The sequence below is a fragment of the Marinobacterium lacunae genome, from assembly GCF_000705555.1.
In the GTDB taxonomy this organism is placed as follows: domain Bacteria; phylum Pseudomonadota; class Gammaproteobacteria; order Pseudomonadales; family Balneatricaceae; genus Marinobacterium_D; species Marinobacterium_D lacunae.
Window position 1 is genome coordinate 132903 of the sequence record NZ_JMQN01000036.1, and the last position, 14284, is coordinate 147186.

Genomic DNA, 14284 nt, shown 5'->3' on the forward strand with positions numbered 1-14284 from the left:
TATATAATCCGTCCTCCATTCACATGTGTTCAAGGAGGACCCTCATGAATATACCCAGCGCCCTGCAGTTCGTACTGGCCGCCATCGCCATAGTGCTGCTGGTAACCGCTCTGGTCATACCACCGAGTAAATGGATCGAATACTTCAAGTCGAAAACCGGACTTGGCGTGCTCAAGGGCATCGTACTGGCACTGCTCTTCGGTGCTGCCCTTGCATTCGGTCCCAAACTGTTCGCCGCCGAGTCCGGCATGTTCTTCAAGGATGCCAGCGTCTATCTGGGGCTTGATCACCTCAAGGATGTCAGCCCCCAATGCGAGCAGGGAGGGGTCGATGATCGCTGGACCTCGAATCTGGGTGTACGCATGAACATCTATCAAAGTGCCGACGAGCGTTTCCGTACCAACGCCAAGTACACCCACCACAGCTGCATGCTCGGCGAAGACTCTGAGGGCTACGATGCGTTCGGTGTCGAATTGGAGTACAAGTTCTGGCAACGCTAGGCCGATAACCTCAGACCAGGGCTGAACAAAGCGGCAACCAAACACGTCGCTGCGCTCACGCCCTGAGCACCTCCTCGCCTGTTCATCGGCTACCCTTAATTCAGATCACGATAAGAGTTAAACGAGGCGGGTTATGCCGAACACGCAGGACAAAATCATCGTGTACTATGACGGTGCCTGCCCCCGCTGTAGACGGGATCGCAAAAATTACGAACAACTGGACCCTGAAGCGGATACACCGGTGGAGTGGTTCGACATCACCGGACGGGACCGAGAGCTGATCGAGCTGGGCATCGACCCACGCAAGGCACTGACGGAACTCCATATCCGCACAGCGGACGGCCGAATCCTGTCGGAGCTGGAAGCTTATCGCGTGCTGATGGCGCGTATCCCCCGCTACAAGCTGCTCGGATTCATCATCGGTTTGCCGTTGATAAGACCGGTGGCAAGCAGGCTATACCACTGGTGGGTAACCCGACGACTCAGAAAACAGGGGCGACTCTGAGGTGAGCGTCAACAACTCGCTGACCTCACTCGCATAGGGAACGTGGTCAAGCAAAAAGGAAGCGGCGTGGTTGCCGCTTCCTTTCATACTCAACGGCCTTTCATACAATCAACGGTACATGCGCTATTCGCGCTCACCCACCGGAATCATGATGTGTGCATAGGGCGTATCTTTCCACATGACATACGGCCCTCCGGCATGAGGATCCGTTGTCATGCCCTCAAGCGCCTCACGGGGCACAATCACCATCAGGTGCGGTCCTTCCTTGATGAAATCATCCGCATTCACGTGATCAGGATGATAGGGATCCGAGTTACTGACGCCGCCGTCACCCCCGAGCATATAGGAGAACCCCATCTGTTTGGCTTCGAACGGTGCCTTCCCGCCCACCGCCTGTAGCGCCTCCATCCACACCGCATCATTGCAGATCGGCGACATGTCGCCCGGCATCGTCTCCGGCAGACAGGTCCAGCCGTTACTCCCCTCAGCCAACACCCGCCCCTGATACATTACCGTCGCATCAGCACTCACCATTGAGGGTGCAGCTGAGCGCGCACGTTCAATCAACGTCTGGTCATCCTCGGCCTGCGCAACAGCAACCGCACAAGACAATCCCGACAGCACTAGTAGTCCACGCAATAACCTGTTCATTTTTCTGCTCCATTTAGTTAATGGATACATGAGAAAACTGTTTTCGGCGGAAACCCACGCCAACAGTAGGTTATTAAGTGTAGTTAAAGAATGGTAAATACCCAGCATCAAATAGCGAGTAGATGTGAGTAAGCCGGCACACGCGGACAAAGATAAACTGCCCACTACAGGATATGCAGCGAAAGGGCGAATCAGAGAAAGTAGAAAAGATGGCGCGCCCGGAGGGATGACTCGGCTTCGCCTCGCCCTGCGGGCCGTTGCCTGTGGCAACGTTGTCTCGCGGCGCTCGACTCGAACCCATCGGGGATTCTCACCCTCCAGGCGTCGAAACACCGAAAAAGCATCGCAGGATACTGAACTTAGGTGGAATATATAAAAGATGGCGCGCCCGGAGGGATTCGAACCCCCGACCAACAGGATCGGAACCTGCTACTCTATCCAGCTGAGCTACGGGCGCGCAAAGGAAGTGTTTGCGGAGCGCAATGTTACCGATCTGTGTGTGGTTTGCAAGTGAGATTTCCTTCCTGCGGAAACTAGACGACCGGGAGCGCCCGGCCCTACTATAGGCGCAATTAACCAATGGGCGATCGCCATGACCTACTGTGTTGCGATGAAACTGGCCGACGGGCTGGTTTTTGTAGCAGACTCTCGAACCAATGCCGGTGTGGATAACATCTCCACGTTCCGCAAACTGTTTACGTTCGGCAATGGCCGGGACCACGCACTGGTGCTGCTCAGCGCCGGCAACCTGGCGACGACGCAGAGTATTGTGGAACTGCTCAAGCGGCGCATCGAGGAGGCGGAAGAAAACCTGATGACGCTGCCCTCGATGTACGACGAGGCCGCGTACATCGGCAGGCTGATGCGCGAGATTATCGAGCGCGATACCCACCCGCAGCAGAGCCAGGGGGTCGATCTGGGCTGCAGCCTGTTGCTTGGCGGCCAGATCCGCGGCGAAGCGCCACGCCTGTTCCTGATCTACCCGCAGGGCAACTTTATCGAGGCCAGTGCCGAAACGCCGTTCTTCCAGATTGGCGAGTTCAAGTATGGCAAGCCGATTCTTGACCGAATCATTACGCCCAATACTCCGCTGGAAACCGCACTGACCTGCGGCCTGATTTCGATGGACTCGACCATCAAGAGTAATCTGACCGTGGATCTGCCGCTGGATATACTGATCTACAACAAGGATAGCTACAGTCTGGAGCGTACCCGCCAGATCAGTGCCGAAGACGAACAGTTCCTGGCCCTGCGTAAAGCCTGGGGCGAAGGGATACGTGAACTGTTCAATCGCTTGCCACGTACTGAGCTTTAATAGGCTGGAAGACTAAGGTCCGCCTTTTCGTACGGGCTTTTTTGTCGGTATAATCCCTGACCAGTTTTTTGGTGCAGTTTTGCCTGCCTTGCGTGGGACGCGCGGGAAAGCTGCCAAGCCCAATTCCTGACAAGAGGTTGTGACTGTGAACAAATTCGCTGCCAATGCTGTAAAAGCACTCGCTGCACTGGGCCTGGGTCTGGCGCTGACCAGCACCGTACAGGCTGCCACTTCCGATGAAGCGATCATCGAACGTATCAAGCCGGTTGGCGAAGTCTGCGTCCAGGGCGACGAAAGTTGTGGCGGTGCAGCAGCGGCTGCAACCGCGTCTACCGGTGGCGCGCGCAGCGGTGAAGAGATCTACAACGGCAAGTGCGCTGCTTGCCACGGTTCGGGTGTACTGGGTGCGCCGAAATTCGGCACCAGCGAAATGGCTGACCGCCTGGCCGAAAAAGGTCTGGATACTCTGCTGAACCACGCGCTGAACGGCTTCAACGCCATGCCGCCGCGCGGTACTTGCGCCGATTGCTCCGATGACGAGATCAAATCTGCCGTCGAGTATATGGCAAACGGCAGCTGAGGTTCGTCAGCCCATGAAAAAGGCCACCTTCGGGTGGCCTTTTTCTTTTGTGCGGGGTTATAGATCGTCGAACATGCCGCGCAAGCTGTTCAACGTCGCCTTGCCCCGGGCACGATTGAGTTCAGGGCTTGCCTGTCCCAGCCCTTCGGTTTCGATATCCTCCGGCGGCAGCTCTTCGAGAAAACGGCTCGGCGCACACTCCACCTCCTCACCAAACTGACGTCGCTTCTTGGCCAGCGTCATCGCCAGCGTGCGCTTGGCCCGGGTAATCCCCACATACGCCAGACGCCGCTCCTCCTCAATGGTGTCGGACTCGATACTGTTTCGGTGCGGCAGCAGCTCCTCCTCCATCCCCATCAGGTAGACATGGGGAAACTCCAGCCCCTTGCTGGCGTGCAGCGTCATGAGCTGCACTCGGTCGGAGTCGTCTTCCTCCTCCTGACGGTCCAGCATGTCGAGCAGCATCAGGCGCGCTATCGCCTCTTCTATACCTGCGTCGGGGTCATCCTCCTGCAGGCGCTCCAGCGTCGAACGCAGGGAGTCGACCAGAAACCACACATTCTGAATCCGCTTGTCGGCAACGGCATCACTGGAACAGTTCTGGCGGATCCAATCTTCGTACTCGATCTCGGCGATCAGTTCGCGGATGGCGGCGATGGGATCGCCCTGGGTACAGCGCTGATAGAGGCTCTCCAACATATGGCAGAAGCGCCGCAGGCGTTCGATGGCGCGCTCCGGCAATACCTGTTCAAGGCCAATCTCGTGACAGGCATCGAACAGACTGATGTGACGCTCGGAGGAGTACTGCCCCAGTTTTTCCAGCGTGGTCGGTCCAATCTCGCGGCGCGGCAGATTGATGATACGCAGGAAGGCGTTGTCATCTTCGCGGTTGACCAGCACCTTCAGGTAGCACATCAGATCCTTGATCTCGGCGCGGGAGAAAAACGATGTTCCGCCGTTGAGCTTGTAGGGCACCTGATAGCTCTGTAGCTTCATCTCCAGCAACCGTGACTGGTGATTGCCGCGATAGAGCACGGCGAAATCGCGAAACTGAATTTTCTCGCGCAGATGACGATCGAGAATCTCGGTGGCGATGCGGTCGCACTCCGCATCCTCGTTTCGGGTGTGGATAACCCGGATCGGGTCGCCAGCGCCCATCTCACTCCACAGGGTTTTATCGAACACGTGGGGGTTATTGGCGATCAGGGTATTGGCCGCCTTCAGGATACGGCTGGTAGAGCGGTAGTTCTGCTCCAGCTTGACCACTTTGAGGCCGGGAAAATCCTCCTGCAGCTGCGCCAGGTTCTCCGGTCGTGCGCCACGCCAGGCGTAGATCGACTGGTCGTCGTCCCCAACCACGGTCAACGCTGAGCGGTGGCCGACCAGCTGGCGGACCAGCCGGTATTGAGACAGGTTGGTATCCTGATACTCGTCCACCAGCAGGTAGCGGATGCGGTTCTGCCAACGCTCCAGCACCGCTGGCTGAGCCGCAAACAGTCGAACCGGCACCAGGATGAGATCGTCGAAATCCACCGCATTGTAGGCACGCAGGTGTCGGTTATAGGCCTCATAGGCGCGCGCGGCGAGAACCTCGTGCGGCCCCTGCGCCACTTCCAGCGCTTGCTGCGGCTCGACCATGTCGTTTTTCCAGCTTGAGATCTGATGCTGAACCATCTGAACATGGTCGGCATCTTCGTCATGGTGGATCAGCAGGTCCCGCAGCAGCGCCTTGCTGTCCTGATCGTCGAATATCGAAAACCCCGGTTTGAACCCCAGCGCCTTGTGTTCGCGACGGATAATGTTCAGCCCCAGGTTATGGAAGGTGGACACGGTCAGGCCCCGACTGGCCTTACCCTGAATAAGCCCGCCCACGCGCTCTTTCATCTCGCGCGCGGCCTTGTTGGTAAAGGTCACCGCCGCGATATGCCGAGCCTCTATGCCGCACTCCTGAACCAGATAGGCTATCTTGCGTGTGATCACGCTGGTTTTGCCCGATCCGGCGCCGGCCAGAACCAACAGCGGCCCACCAATATAGTGGACCGCTTCGCGCTGACGGGGGTTCAGCTTGCTCATAGCACCTCAATTAACGCTAAATATTTTCGCAACGCGGCCGACTTACACTAGACAACTGGCTTCAGATTAATCTGAAGTAGATACCCTAAGAGACTGATCCAAAACGACTTAAACGTATGTTTAAAGCCGGATTTTAACGTGGTACTCTGGCGCGGCCCTGGTATTTCAAAGGCGCTATTATCGCACGTAGAATGCGAATTTAAGAGCAGTTCGACCCGCCGTACCTACAGCAGTTTCATAAGGACCGGCACATGCTGGCAATAGAACAGGCAGTTCCGACAGAAGAGCAGACACTGCTACTTCTGGACCCGACAGCACGGCTTGAGCCGATGCTGCATTCTGTATTGTTGCCGGAAGATGGCTTTTCCCTGCGGGCATACGCCAGTTTCGAACAGCTTGAGAAGCACCTGCACGATCGCACTCTTCTGCTCTGCTACACCCACGACCGCACCGCCCTGCAATGCCATATCAAGCAGATACAGCTGAAGCATCCAGGGCTGCCGATTATTATATTCAACGATCATCTTACCGACGCCGATCCCAGCCTGCTGGTCCGACAACCGCTGATCGATCAGCTGTGCCTGCAACAGCTGACACGGGACCTGCTATTGCGCTCTCTGCGGTATGCACAGTGTACGCGGCGAAACCAGGATGCGCTGGCCCAGCTAAAGATCACCGACCCGCTGACCGGCGTCGGCAATCGCCAGTATTTTTATCAGGCGCTCCTCAACGAGCTGCAGCAAGGCAACCAGCTGGCGTTGATCACGGTCGACTTCGACGGTTTCAGTCGCTTCAATAACGAGTACGGACACGATGCCGGCGATGAGGTCGTGCTCGAGCTGAGCCGACGCCTGCGCCGCTGCAGCGATGCTCGCCATCTGGCGCGAATTGGCAGTGACGAGTTTGCGCTGGTTCTGCCGGTGGACGAAAGCGATGTTATCGAACACCGCACCAAGCAGCTTATTGCCGAGCTGATTGGTGAGTTAATGCCCGAATACAGATTCGGAGACGATGAAAAAGCCCTGAGTTGCAGTATTGGGGTCGCGTTCTCGCCCCAGCACAGCAGTGAGTTCGATACCCTGATCAAGCAATCCGGCCTTGCCCGCGTGCGTGCCAAAGCGCAAAACGGCCTGAGCTACGCGATATACGATCAGCAGCACGACCAAAGCAACAACGCTGACATCACCCTTGAGCCGGAGCTCTGGCGAGCCCTGCAGAAAGGCGAATTCGTACTCCACTACCAGCCGCGCATCGATCTACGCACCGGTTGCATCACCGGAGCCGAAGCCCTCATTCGTTGGCAACATCCAGAACGTGGGTTGATCCGTCCGGATGATTTCATACCGGCCTGTGAAAAGTCGGGACTGATCGTGCCGATCGGCTACTGGGTTATCCAGCAAGCCGGTCGCGACATGAAACTGATTCGTGAGGCCGGTCTGCATGGCCATATCGGCGTCAACCTGTCCTTTCGCCAGTTCCAGGACACCTACCTTGCGAGGACGATCGAACGGCTGATCGAGCAGTTCGATATCGACTCCTCGATGCTGGAGTTCGAGCTGACCGAAACCGCCCTGTTCAGTGATGAAGTCCATGTAAAAGAGTGTATTCACACACTCAGCGCCCACGGCATCGAGTTCTCTCTGGATGACTTCGGCACCGGATACTCCTCGTTTTCGCTGTTACAGAAGCTGCCGATCACCAAGCTCAAGATCGACAAGTCGTTCATTGCCGGCGTGCCCGGCAACGCGGACGATGAAGAGATCGTCCGTGCGATTGTCAGCCTCGCGCACAACCTGCAGAAAAGCGTTATCGCCGAAGGCGTCGAGACCAAGGCTCAGCTGGAGTTTCTGATCAAGCAAGACTGCGATCAGGTTCAGGGCTACTTCTTCAGTCCGCCAGTGAGTCTGGACGTGTTCCTGAGGATGCTCGGCGCCAACGAGATGCAGGCGCGATAATCCCTGACTCTAGTAGCTACTGCTCCACCCATTTACCGCGGTAGACCAGCGCTTCCAGCAGGTGTGACTGCTGGATATCGGCTTCACGCTCAAGATCGGCCAGCGTACGGGCCACCCTCAACAGACGATGACAGGCTCTCGCCGACAGGTGATGCTGCGCCATCACCCGCGCCAGAAGCTGGCGAGCGCTTACGGGCAAGGTACAGTGTTTCTCCAGCTCCTGCCCATTCAGATCCCGGTTGGCCTTGCCCTGGCGATGTAGCTGACGTTCACGTGCGCCAAGCACACGCTCTCGCACCGCCGCACTGGACTCTCCCGGCTTGGCAGGCGTCAGCAGCTCCTGAGGTGACAGTGCCGGCACCTGCAACTGCAGATCGATACGGTCTAAGAGCGGCCCTGAGAGGCGCTGTTGATAGCGATTGATCTGATCCGGTGTGCAGCGACAACGAGCCGTACCGTCATCAAAATAACCACAGGGGCAGGGGTTCATGGCCGCCACCAGCTGAAAGCGGGCAGGATATGCGGTGGAGCGCGCCGCTCTGGAGATCAAAATCTCGCCGGTTTCCAAAGGCTCACGCATTACTTCCAGCACCCTTCGGGGAAACTCCGGCAGTTCGTCAAGAAACAATACGCCCTCGTGTGCCAGCGAAATCTCGCCTGGGCGCGGACGCCCACCACCCCCGACCATCGCCACGGCTGATGCAGTGTGGTGAGGGGATCGAAAGGGGCGCTGGCCAGCGCAGACAGCATCAACCGGCAAGCCCGCGACGGAATGCACGGCCGCAACAGCAAGACTCTCCTCAAGGCTTAGTGGCGGCATCAAGCCTGGCAGACGCGCTGCCAGCATGCTCTTGCCGCTACCGGGAGGCCCGCTGAACAGCAGGTTATGACCGCCGGCGGCGGCAACTTCCAACGCCCTGCGCGCCTGTAACTGACCTCTGACATCCGCCAGATCCGGAACCGCCGCCAAAGACACTGATTGCTCACGCGGCTGATGCAAAGGCAACCGCTGTGCACCTCTTAGGTGCTCGCACAGATGCAGCAGGTGGCCGACCGCGAAGACCTCGGTCTGACCGGTCATCACCGCTTCATCGGCGTTTGCCTGAGGCACAACGAGTCTGCGCTGAGCTTTACCGCAGGCGATCGATGCCGGCAGCACACCGGTTACCGGCCGAATATCACCCGACAACGCGAGTTCACCCAGAATTTCAAGAGATTCAAGCCCTTCAGCCTTAAGTTGGCCTGAGGCCTGAAGAATGCCCAGCGCAATCGCCAGGTCATACCGTCCGCCCTCTTTGGGTAGATCCGCAGGCGCCAGATTGATCGTCACCCGACGTTGAGGAAAGTCGAAACCAGAGGTGATCAGCGCGCTACGAACACGCTCACGTGATTCTTTGACCGCAGCCTCAGGTAGACCGACGATCGATAATGAGGGCAGTCCGCCCGAAAGATGCACTTCGACGGCAACAGAGGGCGCATCAACGCCGAGCTGTGCCCGTGTATGAATAATCGCTAATGACATGACGCCGTCCCTGGGTCATGAGCTGGCTTTGAGCCAGCGGGTTATTCGGCAGGTGTGTCGGTGTCCGGCTCGTCGCCTGTCGACGGTGTTTTCTGCTGTTCAAGCTCGGCAAGGCGCTTTTCTAGCTGCTCAACCAGCTCACGGGTCCGGGCCAGTACTGCGCGCTGCGCATCGAATTCGTCTCGCGTCACCAGATCCAGACGCGAAAAGGTGCCCTGAACCAGCGTGCGGATCTGCTGCTGCAACTCCTGCTGCCCCGGCAATTCACGCGCGCCCTCAAACAGGTGGCCGATCTGTGCACTTAGGCTGTCTATCAATTTCTGACGCATCGAATCACCGCTCCCTTGAAGCCCTTTATATATGCCCCGGCACTATACCGCTGTCTTGCTCCGCTGTCAGGCGTGGTGCAGCAGGCCAAAACGTGCGCACCAAAATATTGCACGCTCCATAAGAGTGCACAAAAAACGATCAGTTTATAGAGAGGTGCACCTGATCGAACCGGGCAAAATTTCACCAATACAACCTATACCGCTGTTTTATATCGATTTTTTATATATGGCACGCTTCTGGCTTGAGCGTACGTCAACTGAGGCGTGCAGCGCCCCTAAGCAGCGCACACCTCGTTACTTCTTATCCAAAGGGGACTTCAGAGATGAAACTGATTTCAGCAATTATCAAACCGTTCAAGCTGGATGACGTGCGTGAAGCGCTGTCCGACATCGGTGTTCAGGGCATCACTGTTACCGAAGTAAAAGGCTTCGGTCGTCAGAAGGGGCATACCGAGCTCTACCGCGGTGCCGAGTACGTCGTGGATTTTCTGCCGAAGGTGCGTATCGACGCCGCTGTCGCTGACGACATCGTCGATCAGGTACTCGAAGCGATCAGCAAGGCTGCCCAGACCGGCAAGATCGGCGACGGCAAGATTTTTGTCATGCCCCTGGAACAGGTTGTGCGCATTCGTACCGGCGAAACCGGTCACGACGCACTCTGACCCATTCCCACAGATTATTGATGTTGTATGCCTGATGGAGGGCGAAACAGATGGAAGAACTTCTGAATACAACAGCTGGTGATGTAACCCAGCTTAAATATGCACTCGACACCTTCTACTTCCTGGTGTGCGGCGCGCTGGTCATGTGGATGGCAGCGGGCTTCGCAATGCTGGAAGCAGGCCTTGTGCGTGCCAAGAACACCACCGAGATTCTGACCAAGAACATCGCGCTGTACGCGATCGCCTGCATCATGTACTTCGTCAGCGGCTACGCCATCATGTACGGCGGTGAATACTTCCTGACCGGCATCACCGGCGACGGTTTCACCGGCGTTGAAGAGCCGGCCACCTACGCGCCGTCTGCAGACTTCTACTTCCAGGTTGTGTTCGTCGCGACTGCAATGTCCATCGTATCCGGTGCCGTTGCCGAGCGCATGAAGCTCTGGTCGTTCCTGCTGTTCGCCGTCGTCATGACCGGCTTCATCTACCCGATGGAAGGTTCCTGGACCTGGGGCGGTAACGCGGTGTTCGGCATGTACACCCTGGGCGACCTTGGTTTCTCCGACTTCGCAGGTTCTGGCATCGTTCACATGGCAGGTGCCGCCGCTGCTCTGGCCGGTGTTCTGGTACTGGGCGCTCGTAAGGGCAAATATGGCAAGAACGGCGAAATCAACGCGATTCCGGGCTGCAACCTGCCGATGGCCACGCTGGGTGCGTTCATCCTGTGGCTGGGCTGGTTCGGCTTCAACGGCGGTTCCGTACTGGCGACTGCATCCGTTGAAAGCGCAAACTCCGTTGCTGTCGTCTTCATGAACACCAACGCTGCCGCAGCCGGTGGTGTGGTTGCTGCCATGATTGTCGCCCGCATCCTGTTCGGTAAGGCTGACCTGACCATGGCACTTAACGGTGCGCTGGCCGGTCTGGTTGCGATCACTGCAGAGCCCTCTACTCCGTCTGCCCTGCAGGCGACCATCTTCGGCGCCCTTGGCGGTGTGCTGGTTGTGTTTGCAATCATCACTCTGGACAAGCTGAAGATCGACGACCCGGTCGGTGCGATCTCCGTGCACGGTGTCGTAGGTCTGCTCGGTCTGCTGCTGGTGCCGGTAACCAACGACGGTTCCAGCTTCTCCGGCCAGATCATCGGTGCCCTGACCATCTTCATCTGGGTGTTCGTGGTCAGCCTGATCGCATGGCTGGTTATCAAAGCCATCATGGGCGTGCGCGTCACCGAAGAGGAAGAATACGAAGGTGTCGACCTCTCCGAGTGCGGTATGGAAGCCTATCCGGAATTCGCTTCCTCCAAGAAGTGATACTCCGATACAGCTGATAGCAAAGGGAGCCTAAGGCTCCCTTTTTGCATTTACCCACACGTCTGACGCATATGCGTAAACCGGCTATTGTGGGTATACTGGTGCATCCGGCATTATGCCATTGTGGGATCCAGGCGCCCGTGTGAGCCTAACGATGAACGAGGAGTTAAACGATGAAACTGGTTTCTGCGGTGATCAAACCGTTCAAACTCGATGATGTGCGTGAAGCGTTGTCCGATATCGGCATCCAGGGTGTCACCGTAACCGAAGTGAAGGGTTTTGGCCGTCAGAAAGGACATACCGAACTCTACCGCGGTGCAGAATATGTTGTCGACTTCCTGCCGAAGGTAAAACTGGAAGTGGCTGTGGATGACAACATGGTCGATCAGGTAATCGAAGCGATCACTAAAACCGCCAACACCGGCAAGATCGGCGATGGCAAAATCTTCGTCATGCCGCTTGAGCAGGTTATCCGTATCCGTACCGGCGAGTCTGGCTCAGACGCTCTTTGAGCGTCTCGCATATGCCAAACGAGTTTTTAGCGCATTTTCAACCGGTTACGCTCGTAACGTCGCTGAAACATTGCACTTTGTGAGGCATTTGCTAGCATCAGCTATCGGCTAGTAATTGGCGTAGGCAGTATACGTGCAAAATAGTGATCAGCCCGCTTCACAAGAGGCCGGTGACCGAATACGAGACGGTGCGCTGAAGGTTTTTCAGGGCCTGATGGCCTCACCTGTCAGCGCCTGTTTACTCGACACCTACGGGTATTGTCACGCTACCAACCACGCATTTGAGCGGCTATTGGGCCAATCCTGCGAAGCTGCACACACTTCCAAACTGCTGTTGCACAGTCCATCCCGTAGCCATCTGCTGGACTCTCTGACATCTCTTTTTCTGGGCGAACAGACCAGCTGCACGTTGAACCAGTACCGTGTTCAGATCGCCGATATTCAGATCGAGCTTCAACTGCATCTCTCACCGCTGACCGATGATCAGGGCCGCGTCTACGCTGTCCTCGCACTCGTTCAGGACGAACGCATTCACCGCCAGCGCGAGCTTGAACTGAAGCAGCTCTCAAACGCGGTGGAAAACAGCGGCAGTGCCGTTGTGATCACCGATGCCAGTGGTGCGATCGAATATGTCAACACGCGCTTCACCGACATCAGCGGCTATACCCTGCGCGAAGTTGTCGGCAAGCAGCCCTCCTTTCTCAAGTCTGGTAACACGCCTCCCGAGGTGTACGACGCATTATGGAACACCATCCGCCGCCACCAGAAATGGCGCGGAACCCTGCATAATCGTCGCAAGGACGGAACCCTGTACTGGAGCCTGCAGTCAATTTCGCCGATTCTGGACGAAAATGGCACGCTGTCGAAAATCGTCTCGGTCAGTGACGATATCACCCAGCTCAAGGAGCACCAGCAGCAGATGGAGCGGCTGGCGTTCTACGATCCACTGACCGATCTTGGCAATCGACGCCGCTTTCGCGATCAACTCGAAGAGCTGCTGCGCACCCCCAGCGATGATATACGCGCCCTGCTGCTGCTCGATCTCGACCACTTCAAAAAGATTAACGACACCATGGGACACGAGGCGGGCGATACACTGCTGCGCACCGTGGCCAACAGACTGCGCTTTTGCGTCAACGAACCCCATGCGGTGTACCGCCTCGGTGGCGATGAATTTACCGTCATTCTAAAAGACCTCACCTCGATCGATCGTATCCGCGACTACTCGGACGACATCATCGAGCTGCTGGCACAGCCGCTGGATATCGGCACACACCAGATGCAGGTGACGGTCAGCATCGGCATCACATTGATCGGCATCGATGCGATGGATGTCAGCAGTCTGCTGCGTAATGCCGACCTGGCCATGTATCGCGCCAAACATATCGGCCGCAATACCTACCAGTTCTACAGCCCCGAAATGAATGCCGAGGCGCGCCGGGCGCTCACACTTGAGCATGACCTGCGCCAGGCACTGGACCGAAACGAACTCAAGCTGGTGTTCCAACCCCAGATAGACCTGCTCAGCGGTTTACTGGTGGGTATGGAGGCACTGCTGCGCTGGGATCACCCGATAGAGGGCTCCATCCCGCCCGCCGAGTTCATCCCCATGGCGGAAGAGACCGGACTGATTATCCCCATCGGTCGCTGGGTACTGCTACAGGCATGCCGGCAGGCGATCAAGGTACGGGAGTTTGTCGATCAGCAGTTCCGGGTGGCCGTAAACCTGTCGGCCCGGCAGTTCGACGATCTGGGGCTGCACGCTACAGTGGCCTCGGTCCTTCGCGAAACCGGACTACCGGCCGATGCACTCGAGTTGGAGATCACCGAAGGCTTGATGATGGACAACTTCACCCACTCGGTGGAAGTGCTACATAAACTCAGGCAATTGGGCGTCACGCTGGCCATCGATGACTTCGGGACCGGCTATTCCTCACTGAGCTACCTCAAGAAGATGCCGGTGCAGGTGCTGAAGATCGACCGCTCGTTCGTACAGGATATCCCCGACGACCGAGACGATCTGGCCATCACATCGACCATCATTCTGATGGCCCGCCAGCTGGGCCTGCAGGTCTTGGCCGAGGGCATAGAAACCGAAGAGCAACGCCAGTTCCTGTTGGCGTCCGGCTGCCGGGTAGGACAAGGCTACCTATTCGACAAACCACTGCCGGTTGAAACCCTGATTGACCATTACCAACCCCACCAGAAACCCAGCACCCGTTAATTTCTGAAAAGTTACCCACAGATCAGAAGTACAAAAACGATTCATTCATATATTTGTTTTTTAAAGAAAAATAAAAGACAGATTACAGGGTATCCATATTTAAGTAACAGATTTATACACAAAACTGACACCCGTTCGCCACCCTG

13 protein-coding genes, 1 tRNA gene and 1 other RNA gene are annotated in these 14284 nt (G+C 56.9%); 9 read left to right on the forward strand and 6 right to left on the reverse strand.

Going from position 1 to position 14284, the window contains the following annotated elements:
• Positions 1-44: 44 nt before the first annotated feature.
• Together ADIMK_RS11730 and ADIMK_RS11735 are read left to right on the forward strand one after the other, a co-directional pair.
• Positions 45-500 carry a hypothetical protein gene (locus ADIMK_RS11730; protein WP_036188176.1) on the forward strand — a complete coding sequence of 152 codons (456 nt, stop codon included), beginning with the start codon at positions 45-47 and terminating at the stop codon, positions 498-500.
• Between the two features lie 133 nt (positions 501-633).
• The gene (locus ADIMK_RS11735) at positions 634-1005 is read left to right on the forward strand and encodes a thiol-disulfide oxidoreductase DCC family protein (RefSeq protein WP_036188179.1); all 372 of its coding nucleotides are present in this window, start codon (positions 634-636) and stop codon (positions 1003-1005) included.
• A gap of 123 nt (positions 1006-1128) precedes the next feature.
• Here the strand turns inward: ADIMK_RS11735 and ADIMK_RS11740 are convergent, their stop codons facing one another.
• The 3 genes from ADIMK_RS11740 to ADIMK_RS11745 all read right to left on the reverse strand — a co-directional run bounded on the left by ADIMK_RS11740 (position 1129) and on the right by ADIMK_RS11745 (position 2113).
• The gene (locus tag ADIMK_RS11740) at positions 1129-1656 is read right to left on the reverse strand and encodes a hypothetical protein (protein WP_036188182.1); all 528 of its coding nucleotides are present in this window, start codon (positions 1654-1656) and stop codon (positions 1129-1131) included.
• 210 nt (positions 1657-1866) lie between these two features.
• Positions 1867-1990: non-coding RNA, RtT sRNA (locus ADIMK_RS21710), on the reverse strand.
• Between the two features lie 46 nt (positions 1991-2036).
• Positions 2037-2113: transfer RNA gene (locus tag ADIMK_RS11745), tRNA-Arg, on the reverse strand.
• A gap of 135 nt (positions 2114-2248) precedes the next feature.
• Here ADIMK_RS11745 and ADIMK_RS11750 point away from each other — a divergent pair.
• Together ADIMK_RS11750 and ADIMK_RS11755 are read left to right on the forward strand one after the other, a co-directional pair.
• Positions 2249-2971: a proteasome-type protease gene (locus tag ADIMK_RS11750; protein ID WP_036188184.1), complete on the forward strand. Its 723-nt coding sequence runs from the start codon at positions 2249-2251 to the stop codon at positions 2969-2971.
• A gap of 145 nt (positions 2972-3116) precedes the next feature.
• Positions 3117-3551: a c-type cytochrome gene (locus ADIMK_RS11755; protein ID WP_036188188.1), complete on the forward strand. Its 435-nt coding sequence runs from the start codon at positions 3117-3119 to the stop codon at positions 3549-3551.
• 57 nt (positions 3552-3608) lie between these two features.
• Here ADIMK_RS11755 and rep read toward each other — a convergent pair whose 3' ends face one another.
• On the reverse strand, positions 3609-5624 hold the full coding sequence (gene rep, locus ADIMK_RS11760) for a DNA helicase Rep (protein ID WP_036188191.1): 2016 nt from the start codon (positions 5622-5624) through the stop codon (positions 3609-3611).
• Positions 5625-5875: 251 nt separating this feature from the next.
• On the opposite strand from rep, the gene ADIMK_RS11770 reads away from it, so the two are divergent.
• Positions 5876-7579, forward strand: coding sequence for a putative bifunctional diguanylate cyclase/phosphodiesterase (locus ADIMK_RS11770; RefSeq protein WP_051692892.1), 1704 nt, complete (start codon positions 5876-5878; stop codon positions 7577-7579).
• A gap of 16 nt (positions 7580-7595) precedes the next feature.
• Here ADIMK_RS11770 and ADIMK_RS11775 read toward each other — a convergent pair whose 3' ends face one another.
• Positions 7596-9101, reverse strand: coding sequence for a YifB family Mg chelatase-like AAA ATPase (locus ADIMK_RS11775; protein WP_036188196.1), 1506 nt, complete (start codon positions 9099-9101; stop codon positions 7596-7598).
• Positions 9102-9142: 41 nt separating this feature from the next.
• Positions 9143-9430, reverse strand: a complete 288-nt coding sequence (locus ADIMK_RS11780) for an accessory factor UbiK family protein (protein WP_036188199.1) — start codon at positions 9428-9430, stop codon at positions 9143-9145.
• 323 nt (positions 9431-9753) lie between these two features.
• On the opposite strand from ADIMK_RS11780, the gene glnK (ADIMK_RS11785) reads away from it, so the two are divergent.
• From glnK (ADIMK_RS11785) to ADIMK_RS11800, 4 genes are all read left to right on the forward strand, one after another.
• The gene (gene glnK, locus ADIMK_RS11785) at positions 9754-10092 is read left to right on the forward strand and encodes a P-II family nitrogen regulator (RefSeq protein ID WP_036188202.1); all 339 of its coding nucleotides are present in this window, start codon (positions 9754-9756) and stop codon (positions 10090-10092) included.
• Between the two features lie 50 nt (positions 10093-10142).
• Positions 10143-11402: an ammonium transporter gene (locus ADIMK_RS11790; RefSeq protein WP_036188205.1), complete on the forward strand. Its 1260-nt coding sequence runs from the start codon at positions 10143-10145 to the stop codon at positions 11400-11402.
• Positions 11403-11575: 173 nt separating this feature from the next.
• Positions 11576-11914 (forward strand): P-II family nitrogen regulator, encoded by a 339-nt coding sequence (gene glnK, locus ADIMK_RS11795; protein ID WP_036188207.1) that lies wholly within the window; start codon positions 11576-11578, stop codon positions 11912-11914.
• Positions 11915-12047: 133 nt separating this feature from the next.
• Positions 12048-14138, forward strand: a complete 2091-nt coding sequence (locus tag ADIMK_RS11800; RefSeq protein WP_051692893.1) for a putative bifunctional diguanylate cyclase/phosphodiesterase — start codon at positions 12048-12050, stop codon at positions 14136-14138.
• Positions 14139-14284 lie beyond the last annotated feature (146 nt).